16 protein-coding genes are annotated in these 16,587 nt (G+C 36.2%); 12 read left to right on the plus strand and 4 right to left on the minus strand.

From position 1 onward, the window contains the following. Positions 1-43 precede the first annotated feature (43 nt). The 5 genes from A9G41_RS09395 to metA all read left to right on the plus strand — a co-directional run bounded on the left by A9G41_RS09395 (position 44) and on the right by metA (position 4,802). Positions 44-979: an ABC transporter permease subunit gene (locus A9G41_RS09395; RefSeq protein ID WP_075539586.1), complete on the plus strand. Its 936-nt coding sequence runs from the start codon at positions 44-46 to the stop codon at positions 977-979. Beyond that, positions 972-1,832 carry an ABC transporter permease subunit gene (locus A9G41_RS09400; RefSeq protein WP_065583066.1) on the plus strand — a complete coding sequence of 287 codons (861 nt, stop codon included), beginning with the start codon at positions 972-974 and terminating at the stop codon, positions 1,830-1,832. Before A9G41_RS09395 ends, A9G41_RS09400 begins: the two co-directional genes overlap by 8 nt. Positions 1,833-1,834: 2 nt before the next feature. Continuing rightward, positions 1,835-2,830 carry a peptide ABC transporter ATP-binding protein gene (locus A9G41_RS09405; RefSeq protein WP_065583067.1) on the plus strand — a complete coding sequence of 332 codons (996 nt, stop codon included), beginning with the start codon at positions 1,835-1,837 and terminating at the stop codon, positions 2,828-2,830. 15 nt (positions 2,831-2,845) lie between these two features. After that, positions 2,846-3,658 carry a peptide ABC transporter ATP-binding protein gene (locus tag A9G41_RS09410; RefSeq protein ID WP_065583068.1) on the plus strand — a complete coding sequence of 271 codons (813 nt, stop codon included), beginning with the start codon at positions 2,846-2,848 and terminating at the stop codon, positions 3,656-3,658. A 211-nt stretch (positions 3,659-3,869) separates the two neighbouring features. Continuing rightward, the gene (gene metA / locus A9G41_RS09415; RefSeq protein ID WP_065583069.1) at positions 3,870-4,802 is read left to right on the plus strand and encodes a homoserine O-acetyltransferase MetA; all 933 of its coding nucleotides are present in this window, start codon (positions 3,870-3,872) and stop codon (positions 4,800-4,802) included. 151 nt (positions 4,803-4,953) lie between these two features. On the opposite strand, the gene dtd is transcribed toward metA, so the two are convergent. The 4 genes from dtd to rpsT form a co-directional block, all read right to left on the minus strand. Then, positions 4,954-5,388, minus strand: coding sequence for a D-aminoacyl-tRNA deacylase (gene dtd / locus A9G41_RS09420; protein ID WP_065652491.1), 435 nt, complete (start codon positions 5,386-5,388; stop codon positions 4,954-4,956). A gap of 7 nt (positions 5,389-5,395) precedes the next feature. Then, on the minus strand, positions 5,396-6,238 hold the full coding sequence (locus A9G41_RS14035; RefSeq protein ID WP_065588392.1) for a virulence factor BrkB family protein: 843 nt from the start codon (positions 6,236-6,238) through the stop codon (positions 5,396-5,398). 9 nt (positions 6,239-6,247) lie between these two features. Further along, the gene (locus A9G41_RS14040; RefSeq protein WP_065652490.1) at positions 6,248-6,871 is read right to left on the minus strand and encodes an SPOR domain-containing protein; all 624 of its coding nucleotides are present in this window, start codon (positions 6,869-6,871) and stop codon (positions 6,248-6,250) included. 121 nt (positions 6,872-6,992) lie between these two features. Beyond that, complete coding sequence (rpsT, locus tag A9G41_RS09435; protein ID WP_025316521.1) at positions 6,993-7,256, minus strand: 30S ribosomal protein S20; 264 nt, start codon at positions 7,254-7,256, stop codon at positions 6,993-6,995. 226 nt (positions 7,257-7,482) lie between these two features. Between rpsT and pgk the strand changes: the two genes are divergently transcribed. The 7 genes from pgk (at position 7,483) to rpoB (ending at position 16,560) form a co-directional block, all read left to right on the plus strand. Beyond that, the gene (gene pgk / locus A9G41_RS09440) at positions 7,483-8,646 is read left to right on the plus strand and encodes a phosphoglycerate kinase (protein WP_075539587.1); all 1,164 of its coding nucleotides are present in this window, start codon (positions 7,483-7,485) and stop codon (positions 8,644-8,646) included. Positions 8,647-8,720: 74 nt separating this feature from the next. Next, positions 8,721-9,800: a class II fructose-bisphosphate aldolase gene (gene fbaA / locus A9G41_RS09445; RefSeq protein ID WP_065567422.1), complete on the plus strand. Its 1,080-nt coding sequence runs from the start codon at positions 8,721-8,723 to the stop codon at positions 9,798-9,800. Between the two features lie 195 nt (positions 9,801-9,995). Then, the gene (gene rplK, locus A9G41_RS09450; protein WP_065567423.1) at positions 9,996-10,424 is read left to right on the plus strand and encodes a 50S ribosomal protein L11; all 429 of its coding nucleotides are present in this window, start codon (positions 9,996-9,998) and stop codon (positions 10,422-10,424) included. 3 nt (positions 10,425-10,427) lie between these two features. Further along, entirely contained in the window at positions 10,428-11,129 is a 702-nt protein-coding gene (gene rplA, locus A9G41_RS09455; RefSeq protein ID WP_075539588.1) for a 50S ribosomal protein L1, read from the plus strand. Between the two features lie 230 nt (positions 11,130-11,359). Further along, the gene (rplJ, locus tag A9G41_RS09460; protein WP_065567425.1) at positions 11,360-11,857 is read left to right on the plus strand and encodes a 50S ribosomal protein L10; all 498 of its coding nucleotides are present in this window, start codon (positions 11,360-11,362) and stop codon (positions 11,855-11,857) included. 59 nt (positions 11,858-11,916) lie between these two features. Then, complete coding sequence (gene rplL, locus A9G41_RS09465) at positions 11,917-12,285, plus strand: 50S ribosomal protein L7/L12 (RefSeq protein ID WP_065642015.1); 369 nt, start codon at positions 11,917-11,919, stop codon at positions 12,283-12,285. A 246-nt stretch (positions 12,286-12,531) separates the two neighbouring features. Further along, positions 12,532-16,560 carry a DNA-directed RNA polymerase subunit beta gene (rpoB, locus tag A9G41_RS09470; protein ID WP_065583075.1) on the plus strand — a complete coding sequence of 1,343 codons (4,029 nt, stop codon included), beginning with the start codon at positions 12,532-12,534 and terminating at the stop codon, positions 16,558-16,560. Positions 16,561-16,587 lie beyond the last annotated feature (27 nt).

Genomic DNA, 16,587 nt, shown 5'->3' on the forward strand with positions numbered 1-16,587 from the left:
GCCACCGTGTTTTATTTACTTATAATATCGATAAAGATAAACAATGATTATCTATATTTTCAAAAAAATAGTCGCGTTTTTGTTTATTATCTGCGTGTTGGCTCAGATTAGCTTTTGTTTAGTCTATTTTACCCCTCATTCAACGTTTAACTTTAACAACCTCAGTTTTATTGATGCCTACAGTGTTTTTTTTAAGCAGTTACTACAAGGCCAATTCAGATTATTAACTGGTGAAACGATCCCGTTTTTTCATACATTATTGGCTACATTTGAACTTTGTATTCTTGCGTTATTTGTTGCTTTACTGATTGGATTACCTTTGGGTATTTTTCTTGGTCTTAGTAATTTTACTTGGTTAAATAGTACGATTCGCTTAGGATCTTTATTATTATATTCTTGTCCTATTGTTATGTTTGTAATTATCGTCATGTATTGGTTATCACCAACTTGGTCGGTATCGATGAATTTCGATATGTCACCAGCAGTTGCGGGTACTTCGTTATTGGATATTTTTGTTTCATCACAGACATTTCAATGGCAGGTATTATTTGAGCAGCTTCACTATTTGCTTTTGCCGATCATGATTTTAGCCATTCAACCAAGCATTATGACTATTCAATTAGTCAGTCAAAATGTAAAAAGTACAGCTAGGCAGAATTTTATCAAAATGGCAATTATTCGTGAGCGATCGCCATTTAAAGTTTTGCGTCGACACTTGTTGCCTAATTCAATCCCGGCGACCATTCCTCAGTTGACATATAATACAACTACACTGTTATTTTCAACTATGGTAATTGAAATTTTGTTTAATCGAATAGGATTAGGGCAATGGGTGATGATCGCGTATCGTCATCACAATTATTTTATTATATCTATTGCAATTCTAGCTTGTGGTTCTGTCATTAGTTTATTAACGTTATTAGGTGAAATTTTGGCAGTTGCTATTTACCCTTTGCGTCATAAGGAACATTATGTTTAGACTAGCTAGATTACTTAAAAATATAAAATTAAGCTTTAATCGCTTACATAGTAATCTTTACTTAATTGTTGGTTTTTACGGGATATTAGCGATCGCATTTATAGCATTATCTACCAAATGGTTTTTTCATGCCCATTTAAATCCTATCTATCCCTCTTGGTTACCGCCTGCTTGGTGGCCCAATGGCGATATCAATCATATATTAGGCACGAATGCTAAAGGGCAAGATATTTTTGATTATTTGTTAATTGGTTATCGTTCGACTATGTCAATGACATTGAAAGTAGTATTTTATGTGGTTGCTGTTGGTGGATTAATTAATTACTTAATGTTTTTTATATCATTTATACGATCTTTCGTATTATTTATTTTTAAATTTTGTATGGTCGTACCGCCACTACTTGGTGTGATTGTAATTAGCTTATTATTAGAAGATGATATTACTAATATGTTATTAGTGATTGGATTATCGTACAGTCCTCGCTTTATTTACAATATTCATCAACGCGCTATCAACGAGTGGAATAAAACGTATATTACGGCTTACAGGCTTGACGGATTATCTTCATTTTCAATCTTAAATCATTATATTATACCTAACATTTTACCTGTTTATTTTACTGAAATTGTTTCACTATTTTCTTCAATTCTTTTAGCTATTACCACTATAACTTTTTTAGGCTTTGCTAATGATGTTTCCCGTCCAGATTTGGGAATGATGATGTTTCAAATGAAAGATATCATTGCAACCAATTATTTGGCCTTTTTATCTCCAGGTATTGCGGTTTCAACAACAATTATTTTGGTTTATTTATTCAACTTTGGATTGTATGGTCGCCGAGCAGGACATTAACGATGGCTTTGTTAGATATTCGAAATTTAACCATTGAATTTATTACCACTGATGGTCTTTTGCGTGCAATTGACCGGATTAATCTGAAATTATCTGAAGGTGAGATTCGCGGCCTTGTTGGAGAGTCTGGTTCAGGGAAAAGCCTTATTGCTAAAGCTATTTTAGGCGTTACTAATCATAACTGGAAAATTTCAGCAGATCGCTTTTATTTTAATGATATTGATCTTCTTAAGCTAACGCCTAGGCAGCGACGAAAAGTCATTAGTGCGAATATATCCATGATATTTCAAGAGCCTCAATCTTGTTTAGATCCTTCTATGAAAGTAGGACAACAGTTAATAGACGCTATACTGAGAAGAACATTTAAGGGGCATTGGTGGCAAAGGTTATTTTGGCGTAAACATCGAGCTATTGAGCTATTACATCGAGTAGGAATTAAAAATCATCAAGAAATATTAAAATCTTATCCATTTGAATTGACTGAAGGTGAATGCCAGAAAGTTATGATAGCTATCGCATTAGCTAATCAGCCAAAACTGCTTATCGCCGATGAGCCAACAAATGCAATGGAAGCAACAACCGAAGCGCAAATATTTAGGCTATTGGCTAGCATGAATCAGAATTTGGGCACAACTATCTTGCTTATTAATCATGACCTGCAAATGGTAACCAGATGGACTGACCGTATTAATGTTCTGTATTGTGGACAAACCGTTGAAGTTGCTAATAGTGAAGATTTAATTAAATCACCTTATCATCCTTATACTCAGGCGCTGATTTATGCAATCCCTGATTTTGGTAAAGCAATGCCACATAAAAGTCCGTTAAATACCTTACCCGGTGTGATTCCATCATTGGAGCATTTACCCATAGGCTGTCGATTAGGACCACGATGTCCTTATGCACAAAAAAAATGTATTCAAGCACCCGAATTACTACCGATAAAAGATCGTTTTGTTGCTTGCCATTTTCCGTTAAATATTGATGAGTTACCATAAACAATAGGAATAAAAATGAATCCAATATTAAAAGTACGTAACTTATCAAAGCAGTTTAAAATAGCTAAAGGGCTTTTTGGTCATTTACAAATTAATGCGGTTAATCCAGTATCATTTTCATTAAATGAAGGTAAGACTTTGGCAATTATTGGGCAGAATGGATCCGGAAAATCGACCTTGGCTAAAATGTTAGTTGGTATGATAAAACCCGATAGTGGTGATATCTGGATTGCTGGTAATAAAGTTGAATACGGCGATTATAGTCATCGTTGTCAACTGATTCGAATGATTTTTCAGCATGTTGAAAGTTCATTTGATCCAAGGCTGTGTATTGGACAATTGTTAGAAATTCCACTTAAATATAATACCAATTATGATGCTCATGAGCGTGAAAAGCTAATTAGTAGTGTATTAAAGCAAGTTGGATTATTGCCCGAACATGCCTCTTATTATCCTTCCTTGATGGCAGCAGGCCAAAAGCAACGTGTCGCATTGGCAAGAGCTCTAATTTTAAAGCCCAAGGTCATTATTCTTGATGAGGCTTTGGCCGCGTTAGATATTTCTATGCGCTCGCAGATTGTTAATTTAATGCTGTCGTTACAAGCTCAACAAAATATTTCTTATGTTTATGTAACACAAGATATTGGTATGATGAAACATATTAGTGATGATATTTTAGTTATGCACAATGGTGATCTTGTTGAGTCTGGCAATACTGCTGAAGTATTGGCTTCACCATTAAGTGATATTACCCAAAAATTGATAAATAGCTACTTTGGTGAGGCGTTGACTGCTGATACATGGCGGACTGATACGCGCACTTTTTAGCTAATAAACTTAGCTATTATTTGTATTTTAGCGTGTGAGGTAATGATCACTTTCTTTGGATTATGCAGCTATTTTTAATCTGATTATTATAATGATTTTGTTAAATAAAAAATCTCGACAAATAAACTAAAAGGCACTATATTTAGCTATATGGATTTCTAGACGTCTATTTTTTGTTAAAACTAATTTATCGTTTTTAGGAGCTTTTGTTATGCCTATTTGTATTCCTGACTCATTACCCGCTGTTGATGTGTTACGTAATGAAAATGTGTTTGTTATGACCTCATCACGAGCTAATAATCAAGAAATTCGTCCACTAAAGCTTCTTTTTCTAAACCTCATGCCTAAAAAAATAGAGACTGAAAATCAATTTTTACGCTTACTATCTAATTCATCTTTACAGATAAATATTCAATTACTACGTATCGATCAACGTGAGTCAAAAAATACACCAGTTGAGCATTTAAACAGCTTTTATTGTGATTTTGATGATATTCGCGAACAAAATTTTGATGGATTAATTATTACTGGTGCGCCTTTGGGTAAAGTCGCTTTTTCTGATGTCGTTTATTGGCCTAAATTAACTGAAATTATAACGTGGGCAAAAGATCATGTGACATCGACTATGTTTGTTTGTTGGGCCGTTCAAGCTGCATTGAATATATTATATGATTTACCTAAATTTACTCGTGCACATAAGTTGTCAGGCGTTTATCAACACCAAATTGTTCAGGCTAATGCAATTTTAACGCGTGGATTTGATGATACTTTTTTAGCTCCACACTCCCGTTATGCGGATTTTCCAATTGATAAAATTAGCAATTATACAGATTTAACTATTCTGGCAAAGTCCGATATGACAGGGCCTTATTTAATGGCAACCCCTGATAAACGTATGGCATTTGTAACAGGGCATCCAGAATATGACTCATTTACATTAGCTAATGAATATGTTCGTGATGTAAAGGCAGGTATGAATCCAGATATTCCTTATAATTATTTTTCTGATAATAACCCTGATATTGCACCAAAAGCAACGTGGCGTAGCCATGCATATTTGTTATTTAGTAACTGGCTTAACTATTATGTTTATCAGTTAACGCCATATGATTTGACTACCCGTAATTTAACGATTGATGATTAATTTAGTTAATGCTCATCTTCTACTTTGCTAGTATCCGATATGTTAAAATTAACAGGAAATTAAAAGAACTCATTTTAATTGTTGTTAATGAAAATATAAAAAACAGCGATAATTTATCAAATATAATCAAAATGTATTTTTGATTATATGGTTAAACTTGTAACCAAAATGTTACTGGGCCATCGTTGATCAAAGATACTTGCATGTCGGCGGCAAATTGTCCTGTTTTAGTTGATATTTTTTGTTGGCATTGTTCGACAAAAACTTGGTAAAGTTTATTTGCTTCATCAGGTTTTGCGCCTTTAGTAAAACTAGGACGCATTCCTTTTTTAGTATCTGCTGCCAGTGTGAATTGAGAAACAACCAATACTTCGCCGTTAGCTTGGCTAACATTTAAGTTCATCTTTCCTTCGCTATCACTGAAAATACGGTAACCTAATACCTTTTCACATAAACGAATTGCTTTTTGTTCGTCATCACCTTGCTCAACACCGAGTAAAATTAGTAAACCCTGATTAATCTGCCCAAGAATATTATTGTCTACTGTAACACTAGCTTGTTTAACTCGTTGGATTAAGGCGATCATAAATTAATTACTCCGATAATGGCTGGTTATCAACTCCATGCTTTTTTTGTTGGTTATAGTCAGTTAAAGTTGCAGCAAATTCAGCACCGAACAACACAATACACCAAGAAAAATAAACCCAAACTAACATAATGGGGATGGATGATACAACACCGTAAATAAGTTGATATGTTGGAAATGAAGTAACATATAGCGAAAAAGCACGTTTGCCTAATTCAAATAATATTGCAGCGACAAGTGCACCAATGAGTGATTCTTTTAATGGCACAGGTTCGGTCGGAATAATACTATAAAGTAACCAAAATCCGATCACCGAAATTATAAATGGCAGCATGCTAAGTAAAATAGTATTTGTTGCTGCTGTTGAAAACCATTTTAGCGAAAATATGTAAGAGCTGACAGCTATGCTAGAGCCGACTAAGATGGGACCCAACGTTAATATTGTCCAGTATATAGCTAAATTGTACATAAAAGAACGTTTTCGTTTAGTTTTCCAAATACGATTAAGTGTTGTATTAATGGAATTGATGAGCAGTAGAGATGTAACAATCAATCCAATTATGCCAACAAAGGTCATTTTTTTCGTATTGGTGATGAACTGTTCTAGGTAGCTTTGGATGGTATCACTAGCGGTAGGAACAAGATTATTATAAATTAATTGTTTTAATGATTGGCTAGCATCATCAAACATCGGGAAAGCGGACAGTAATGAAAATATAACGGTAATAAGGGGAACTAGTGCAAGTATCGTAGTATAAGCAAGCCCAGCAGAATAGGTTGTTAGGCGATCGTTATTGATCCTAACCCATAACATTTTGGTAAATAGCTGTATTTTATTAAGTAGTTTCATCGTTTTTTTCTAGTTAGAAATAACACAATTATTAATCCCATTATCATTTAATGAGTTTAATACGCTATTCGCTTCTTTTTTACTCGTATATGGCCCTACGGTGACGCGATATAACTGACCTGAAGAAATGTTGCTACTAATGCCTGTCATAGCAAGCTTGGCTTTGAGTGTGTCGGCATTAGATTTATCCTTGAATGCTCCACATTGTAATAGCCATTTATTGTTAATAGTTTGTGCTGTTTGTGATGCTATGTTCGAAGTCTGATTTTGTATTGTATTTCCTGGTGAGGAAGGTGTAGCGATACGTGCATTATTAATAAAACTATCTAATATTTTTTGTCTTTCATTAGCAATTGAGCTTGATGATAAGCCAGAACTAGCATTAGGCGCTTCCAATTCTTTTAGATATGTCCAGCGCTCTTGTGGTTGCTCTGGTAAAGTTATCACAGGCGGTTGCGTTTTTGCTTTTGGTCGTTCAATAGCTTTTTTAGGGGAATTGTTTGCAATAAGATAAAGGATAGCGGAAAATAGAATAATGATAATAATAGCCAAGAACATCATCAAATTAGGCTTATTTTTTTGCTTGTTTTTTTGGGGTTGGCTCTTTTTTCTTACATAATCGCGCTGAACCACAATAAACTCTCTTCTATTATTTTATTAATATTGCATGAATGATTAGTATATAAATAAAAAAAGTGGCTTACACCACTTTTTGTTATTTTTCTTTAACTATCATAGTTAACAGATAAATATATTATGCTAATGCTTTAATTTGTTTAATTAAATTTGCTTTATGACGTGCAGCTTTGTTCTTGTGAATTAAGCCACGAGCCGCTTGACGGTCAACAACTGCTTGCATGTCTTTGAATGCTACTTCAGCTGTTTGTTTATCACCAGCTGCAACAGCTGCGTAAACTTTTTTAATATAAGTACGCATCATTGAACGGTTACTAGCATTATGTTTACGGCGTTTTTCGGATTGAACCGCACGTTTCTTAGCTGATTTGATATTAGCCAAAGTCAACTCCCAAGTTTGTATAAAAATTACATATTAATTAAGGTGGCAAAATATGCCTGATTTTATCCATTTTGTCAATGCCGTTGCACAAAAAAAATATAATTGGTAATTTTATATTTATAATAAATGTTTATTATTTGTTCATTAAAGTCTATAACCTAAAAAGAAATTTTATGTTAGAATAAAAAGAGTTTTATTTTTATTATATTTTATAAGAGGAAATCTCATGTCTATTATTAGAATGCAAGATCTTGATCTAAAAGGAAAACGCTTATTTATTCGCTCAGATCTTAATGTGCCGGTTAAAAATGGTAAGGTAACTTCAGATGCGCGTATTAAAGCATCACTACCTACTATTGAAGATGCCATTAAAAAAGGTGCTAAAGTAATGGTTACCTCTCATATTGGCCGTCCAACAGAAGGCGAATATAACCCAGAATTCTCTTTACAACCTGTTGTTGATTATTTAAAAGAACATGTGTCATTCCCTGTCCGTTTAGTCAAAGACTATCTTGATGGCGTTGATGTAAAAGAAGGCGAATTAGTTGTTCTAGAAAATGTTCGTTTCAATGTAGGTGAAGGTAAAGATGACGAAACTTTATCTAAAAAATATGCAGCGCTTTGTGATATCTATGTAATGGATGCATTTGGCACTGCTCACCGTGCCCAAGCCTCAACTCATGGTGCAGGTAAATTTGCGCCAGTTGCTTGTGCTGGTCCATTATTAGCCGCTGAACTTGATGCTTTAGGTAAAGCACTTGATAATCCTGCAAGACCAATGGTTGCAATTGTTGCTGGATCAAAAGTATCAACTAAGTTAACCGTACTTGATTCATTATCAAAAATTGCTGATCAAATTATTGTTGGTGGCGGTATCGCAAATACATTTATTGCAGCTGAAGGTTATCATGTTGGTAAATCACTTTATGAAGCCGATTTAATTCCTGAAGCGAAAAAATTAATGGCAAATTGTGAAATTCCAGTACCTACTGATGTACGAGTTGCAACAGAGTTTAGTGAGACTGCAACTGCAACTGAAAAATCAGTAAAAGACGTTAAAGAAAACGAACAAATTCTTGATTTAGGCGATAAATCAGCTGAAGTATTAGCAGATATTATCAAGAACGCTAAAACCATTTTATGGAATGGTCCAGTGGGTGTTTTTGAATTCCCAAATTTCCGCCGTGGCACTGAAATTGTTGCGAAAGCAATTGCAGATAGCGAAGGTTTCTCAATTGCTGGTGGTGGTGATACTTTAGCTGCAATTGATTTATTTGGCATTGAAGATAAAATTTCTTATATTTCAACTGGTGGTGGCGCTTTCCTTGAGTTTGTTGAAGGTAAAAAACTTCCTGCTGTTGCAATGCTAGAAGCTAGAGCAAAAGCATAATATAGATTCAGTGAAAAGGATGAGATAATTACTCATCCTTTACTTTTTATATAAATAAATTTATAGGTAATAAAATGGCTACAAAGATTTCTGATGTTGTTAAACCTGGTGTTGTAACTGGTGACGATGTTCAAAAAGTATTTCAAGTTGCACGTGAAAATAATTTTGCATTACCAGCTGTGAACTGTGTTGATACTAATACCATCAATGCAGTAATTGAAACAGCCGCTAAAGTGGGCTCACCTGTTATTGTACAGTTTTCTAATGGTGGTGCTCAGTTTATCGCGGGTAAAGGGTTAAAACTGGAAGGGCAAGAGTGCGCTGTTTTAGGAGCGATCTCTGGTGCTAAACATGTTCACCTTATGGCTGAAAAATATGGTGTGCCTGTTATTGTACACACTGATCATTGTGCTAAAAAATTACTTCCATGGGTTGATGGATTACTTGATGCAGGTGAAACACATTTTGCTAAAACAGGTAAACCATTATTTTCATCTCATATGATAGATCTTTCAGAAGAGTCATTAAAAGATAACATTGATATTTGTTGTCAATACCTTGCTCGCATGTCAGCAATGAAAATGACTTTAGAGTTAGAATTAGGTTGTACTGGTGGTGAAGAAGATGGTGTTGATAATAGCCATATGGATAGTTCGGCACTCTATACTCAACCAGAAGATGTGGCTTATGCTTACGAACGTTTAAGTGCAATCAGCCCACGTTTTACTATTGCCGCGTCATTTGGTAATGTACATGGTGTTTATAAGCCAGGTAATGTGAAATTAACGCCAAAAATTTTAGATAATTCACAAAAATATGTATCAGAGAAGTTTAACTTACCTGAAAAATCATTAAACTTTGTGTTCCATGGCGGATCTGGTTCTACACCAGAAGAAATTGCTGAAGCAGTGAGTTATGGTGTCATTAAAATGAATATTGATACAGATACTCAATGGGCTAACTGGGCAGGTGTGTTGAATTACTACAAAGCCAATGAAGCTTACTTACAAGGGCAATTAGGCAATCCTGAAGGTGCTGATGCGCCAAATAAAAAATACTACGACCCTCGCGTATGGTTACGTAAAGGTCAAGACTCTTTAGTTGCTCGTTTAGAGCTTGCGTTTAAAGAGCTTAACGCAGTTAACGTACTTTAATTTTATTGTTATTTCATTTAGTTGTAACTTAAAAGCAAGGTGTTTACCTTGCTTTGGTTATTTCTTTTTAAATAAATCTTGTAATTTTATCCGAGTTGTAGGATAATTTTGCCCTCATTTAACTTAGGGGAGCTGTCTATTTATTAATAGTTATTATTAATAGAGGCGTTTGCACCCGAGCACAGGAAACTAAAAATGGCAAAAAAAGTACAAGCTTACATCAAGTTGCAAGTTGCAGCTGGTGCTGCAAATCCTAGTCCGCCAGTTGGTCCAGCACTTGGCCAACATGGCGTTAATATCATGGAATTCTGTAAAGCATTTAATGCAAAAACAGAAAGCATGGAAAAAGGTTTACCAATTCCAGTTGTAATTACGGTATATTCTGACCGCTCATTTACTTTTGTTACAAAAACGCCTCCAGCAGCTGTTTTATTAAAGAAAGCGGCTAAAATCAAGTCAGGTTCTGGCGAACCTAACAAGAAGAAAGTAGGTAAAGTAACGAGCGCGCAAATTCGCGAAATCGCAGAATTAAAAGCAGCTGATATGAATGGTGCTACCATTGAATCGATGATGAGTTCTATTGAAGGAACTGCACGTTCAATGGGCTTGGAAGTGGAGGGTTAATCAATGGCTAAATTATCTAAGAAAGCTAAACTTATCCGCGAAAAAGTGAACGCAACTAAACAATATGACATTAACGAAGCTATTGCCTTATTAAAAGAATTAGCTACTGCTAAATTTACAGAAAGTGTTGACGTAGCTGTAAATTTAGGTATCGATTCACGTAAATCAGACCAAAATGTTCGCGGTGCAATTGTGCTTCCACATGGCACAGGACGTAGTGTGCGCGTTGCTGTATTTACTCAAGGAGCAAATGCAGAAGCAGCGAAAGAAGCTGGTGCTGAATTAGTCGGTATGGATGATCTAGCTGATCAAATCAAAAAAGGTGAAATGGACTTTGATGTTGTTATTGCATCGCCTGACGCTATGCGTGTAGTTGGTCAATTAGGTCAAATTTTAGGGCCTCGTGGTTTAATGCCAAACCCTAAAGTTGGAACTGTAACCCCTAACGTTGCTGAAGCTGTAAAAAATGCTAAGGCTGGTCAGGTTCGTTACCGTAATGATAAAAATGGTATTATCCATACAACTATCGGTAAAGCTGATTTTGATGCAGATAAGCTTAAAGAAAATTTAGAGGCATTACTTGTTGCGTTAAAACGTGCAAAACCAGCATCTTCGAAAGGTGTATTTATTAAAAAAGTTAGCCTTTCTACTACAATGGGTGCGGGTGTTGCAATTGATCAAGCAACATTAAATGCAAGCGTTTAATTAATTTAATAATTAAACAAAAAGATCGGTTGGTGTCTGGCCTTAACCAGACCCCGTCCAAGACCGTAGGTGTAGTTGAGCTTTGACTACTTAATTTTCCTACGTAGACGGTGACAGAGCCTGATAAGATATAATAGAGGGATTCTGCTCATCGTGGTTGTGCTAGCTACATATTGTAGTTAGTTAAAATAAGTCTAGGCTTTGCCTAGTATAATCCAGGAGCAATACCAATGGCACTAAATCTTCAAAATAAACAAGAAATTGTTGCTGAAGTTAATGAAATCGCCAAAGGTGCGCTATCTGCAGTTGTTGCTGATTCTCGTGGCGTAACTGTAGAAAAAATGACTGCATTACGTAAATCTGCTCGCGAAGCGGGTGTTTATATGCGTGTTGTTCGTAATACGCTATTACGCCGTGTTGTTGAGGGCACTCAATACGAGTGTTTGAAAGATACGTTTGTTGGTCCAACTCTAATTGCGTTTTCAAGTGAGCACCCAGGTGCTGCAGCGCGTATTTTTAAGGCGTTTGCAAAGGAAAATGACAAATTTGAGATAAAAGCCGCAGCCTTTGAAGGTGAGTTAATTACTGCAGCGAATATTGATCGCTTAGCAACATTACCTACTTATGAAGAAGCATTAGCTCGCTTGATGTCAACCATGAAAGAAGCCGCAGCTGGCAAATTGGTTCGCACTCTTGCAGCGGTTCGCGATCAAAAAGAAGCAGCTTAATTAGCAGCTTGATTGTGAATTTTATTAATTAAAAAAATGTAAATTTAGGAAACTATATTATGTCTATCACTAAAGAACAAATTTTAGATGCAGTTGCTGAAATGTCTGTTATGGACGTTGTTGAACTTGTATCAATGATGGAAGAAAAATTTGGTGTTTCTGCAGCAGCAGCTGTAGCTGTAGCCACAGCGGGTCCTGCTGAAGCAGCAGAAGAAAAAACTGAATTTGATGTAATCTTAAAAGATGTTGGTGCTAACAAAGTTGCTGTTATCAAAGCAGTTCGTGGTGCAACTGGTTTAGGCTTAAAAGAAGCTAAAGATCTTGTTGAATCAGCTCCAGCAACTGTTAAAGAAGCTGTTAGTAAAGCTGATGCCGATGAGCTTAAAAAGGCACTTGAAGAATCTGGTGCGGTTGTCGAACTTAAATAAGTTTATCGATAACACAGCAAATGGCTGGGGGTTTTATACCTCCAGCCTTTTTGCGCTATAATAAGTTAAAGAATTTTATTTGAAGATTATCAATAAAAGTAATAAAGAAATAGTATATTTATTAAGCCTAATCAATTGATATTTATAGATATTTTCGATGAGGTGTCAGGTGCCGTCAGTTAGCGATAGTAATCCTGATGAATATTTAATCATGCTAGAATAGCAGATAAGCAAGTTGAGGAACTAATGGTTTACTCTTATACCGAGAAAAAGCGAATTCGTAAGAATTTTGGTAAGCGTCCACAAGTCTTGGATATACCGTATCTTCTTTCTATTCAACTTGATTCGTTCCAGAAATTTATTGAGCAAGATCCAGAAGGCCAATATGGCTTAGAAGCGGCATTTCGTTCAATATTTCCGATAAAAAGTTATAGCGGTAACGCTGAGTTGCAATACGTGAGCTTTAAGATGGGCGAACCTGTGTTTGATGTTAAAGAATGTCAAATTAGAGGGATCACTTACTCAGCACCGTTGCGTGTAAAATTACGTTTAGTGATTTATGATAAAGATGCGCCAGAAGGAACAGTTAAAGATATTAAAGAGCAAGACGTCTACATGGGCGAAATTCCTTTGATGACGGACAATGGTACATTTGTGATCAACGGCACCGAGCGTGTAATCGTATCGCAATTGCATCGTAGTCCTGGTGTGTTCTTTGATAGTGATAAAGGTAAAACACACTCTTCTGGTAAAGTTCTATACAATGCTCGGATTATTCCTTATCGTGGCTCTTGGCTTGATTTTGAATTTGATCCAAAAGATAATCTTTTCGCTCGTATTGACCGTCGCCGTAAGCTTCCAGCAACAATTATTTTACGTGCGTTAGGTTTTGAAACGGAAGAAATTTTAGACATTTTCTTTGAGAAAACCATTTTTGAAGTTGGTAAATCTAAGTTAAAAATGGATCTTGTTCCAGAGCGTTTACGGGGCGACACAGCACTATTTGATATTGAATCAAAAGGTAAAATTTATGTTGAAAAAGGTCGTCGTATTACTGCTCGTCACATTCGTGAGTTAGAAAAAGATAATGTTAGTAAAATTGATGTACCTGTTGAATATATCGTTAATAAAGTTCTTGCTAAAAATTATGTTGATGAAACAACGGGCGAGGTAATTGCTTTTGCTAATACTCCAATCTCGCTAGAGTTATTACTTCAATTAACCAATGCGGGATATAAAAGAATAGAAACCTTGTTCACTAATGATTTAGATCATGGTGCATTTATTTCTGAAACATTAAATGTTGATTCAACGCGTGACCGATTAGGTGCGTTAGTTGAAATTTATCGCATGATGCGCCCTGGTGAGCCGCCAACAAAAGAAGCAGCTGAAGCATTATTTGATAATTTATTCTTCTCTGACGAGCGCTATGATTTATCTGCTGTTGGTCGTATGAAGTTTAATCGTTCTTTAGGTCGCGATGACATTGAAGGCGAAAGCGTTTTAACGAAAGATGATATCGTTGACGTGATGAAAAAATTGATTGCTATTCGAAATGGTCACGGTGAAGTTGATGATATTGACCATTTAGGTAATCGTCGTATTCGTAGCGTTGGTGAAATGGCAGAAAACCAATTCCGTATTGGTTTAGTTCGTGTTGAGCGAGCAGTGAAAGAGCGCTTATCTCTAGGTGATCTCGATTCGCTCATGCCACAAGATATGATTAATGCGAAACCAATTTCAGCTGCGATTCGTGAATTTTTTGGCTCTAGTCAGCTATCGCAGTTTATGGATCAAAATAACCCATTATCTGAAATTACGCACAAACGCCGAATATCTGCATTAGGTCCAGGCGGTTTAACTCGTGAACGAGCAGGGTTTGAAGTGCGTGACGTGCATCCAACGCATTATGGTCGTGTTTGCCCGATTGAAACACCGGAAGGTCCAAATATCGGTTTGATTAATTCATTAGCGGTTTATGCGCGGACTAATGAGTATGGTTTCTTAGAAACGCCGTATCGTCGAGTTATTGATGGCATCGTAACTGATGAAATTAATTATCTATCAGCGATTGATGAAAGTGAATTTGTGATTGCTCAGGCAAACTCAAACCTTGATGAAGATGGTCGCTTTAAAGAAGATTTAGTGACATGTCGTTTAAATGGTGAATCAGGTTTATATAGCCCTGAACAAGTTCATTATATGGACGTATCAACTCAACAAATCGTATCAGTTGGTGCTTCATTAATTCCATTCCTTGAGCATGACGATGCGAACCGTGCCTTAATGGGTGCGAACATGCAACGTCAAGCAGTACCTACGTTAAAAGCGGAAAAACCGTTTGTTGGAACTGGTATGGAACGTGCTGTAGCGGTTGACTCTGGTGTAACAGCAGTGGCTCGCCGTGGTGGTACAGTGCAATATGTAGACGCATCACGTATTGTCGTTAATGTTAACGCTGATGAGATATACGCTGGTGAAACAGGTATTGATATTTATAACTTAACTAAATATACCCGTTCAAACCAAAATACTTGTATTAATCAAATTCCATGTGTGGAATTAGGTGAGAAAGTTGAACGTGGCGATGTACTTGCCGATGGTCCATCTACTGACTTAGGTGAATTAGCATTAGGTCAAAACATGCGTGTGGCATTTATGCCATGGAATGGTTATAACTTTGAGGATTCTATTTTAGTCTCTGAAAAAGTAGTACAAGATGATCGTTTCACATCTATTCATATTCAAGAATTATCTTGTGTCTCTCGAGATACAAAGTTAGGTGCAGAAGAAATTACCGCTGATATTCCAAATGTGGGTGAAGCTGCATTATCTAAACTTGATGAGTCAGGTATTGTTTATATTGGTGCTGAAGTCCAAGGTGGCGATATTCTGGTTGGTAAAGTAACGCCTAAAGGTGAAACACAATTAACCCCAGAAGAAAAATTACTGCGTGCCATATTCGGCGAAAAAGCATCCGATGTTAAAGATACTTCGTTACGTGTGCCAAATGGTGTTTCAGGCACAGTTATTGATGTTCAAGTGTTTACTCGCGATGGTGTACAAAAAGATAAACGTGCACTTGAAATTGAAGAAATGCAACTTAAACAAGCAAGAAAAGACTTGACTGAAGAGCTTAAAATCTTAGAAGCTGCGCTATTTGCTCGTATTCGTGATGTGCTTATTTCTGGTGGCATCAAAGCAGATAAATTAGATGCTTTACCTCGTGAAAAATGGTTGACAATCGGTATAGCTAACGAAGATAAGCAAGCTCAATTAGAACAACTTGCTGAGCAACATGAAGAAATCAAAGCTGAATTTAATAAAAAACTAGAAGCTAAACGCATGAAGATCACTCAAGGCGATGATTTACAGCCAGGAGTGCTTAAAATTGTTAAAGTTTACTTGGCGGTTAAACGTCAAATTCAGCCTGGTGATAAGATGGCAGGTCGTCATGGTAACAAAGGGGTTATCTCTAAAATTAATCCAATTGAAGACATGCCATATGATGACAAGGGTCGCCCAGTTGATATTGTATTAAATCCACTAGGTGTTCCATCTCGTATGAATATCGGACAAATACTAGAAACTCACTTGGGTATGGCTGCTAAAGGCATTGGTCAGAAGATCGACACTATGCTAAAAGAGCAGCAAGAATTAGCTAAATTACGTGAATTTATCCAAAAAGCGTACGATCTTGGTTTAGGCGCTGCACAAAAAGTGAATGTAGCCGAATTTACGGATCAAGAAGTTATGACGCTTGCACAAAACTTACGTAATGGTATGCCACTTGCAACACCTGTGTTTGATGGTGCTAAAGAGCAAGAAATTAAAGCACTACTTGATTTAGGCGATTTACCAACATCTGGTCAAATTACCTTGTACGATGGACGTACAGGTGAGCAATTCGAACGTCCGGTAACTGTGGGTTACATGTATATGCTGAAATTGAATCACTTAGTTGATGACAAAATGCATGCTCGTTCTACTGGTTCATACAGTTTAGTTACTCAGCAACCATTAGGTGGTAAAGCTCAATTTGGTGGTCAACGTTTTGGTGAGATGGAAGTATGGGCACTTGAAGCATATGGTGCAGCTTATACCTTACAAGAAATGTTAACTGTCAAATCAGATGACGTAAATGGTCGTACGAAGATGTATAAAAATATTGTAGATGGTGATCATCGTATGGAGCCTGCGATCCCTGAATCATTTAATGTACTATTAAAAGAGATTCGTTCGCTAGGTATCAATATCGAGTTAGATGAAGAGTAATTTGCTAACTTAAATGATTTCTATTTA

Source organism: Gilliamella sp. Nev5-1, assembly GCF_001690895.1.
Taxonomy (GTDB): Bacteria; Pseudomonadota; Gammaproteobacteria; order Enterobacterales; family Orbaceae; genus Gilliamella; species Gilliamella apicola_C.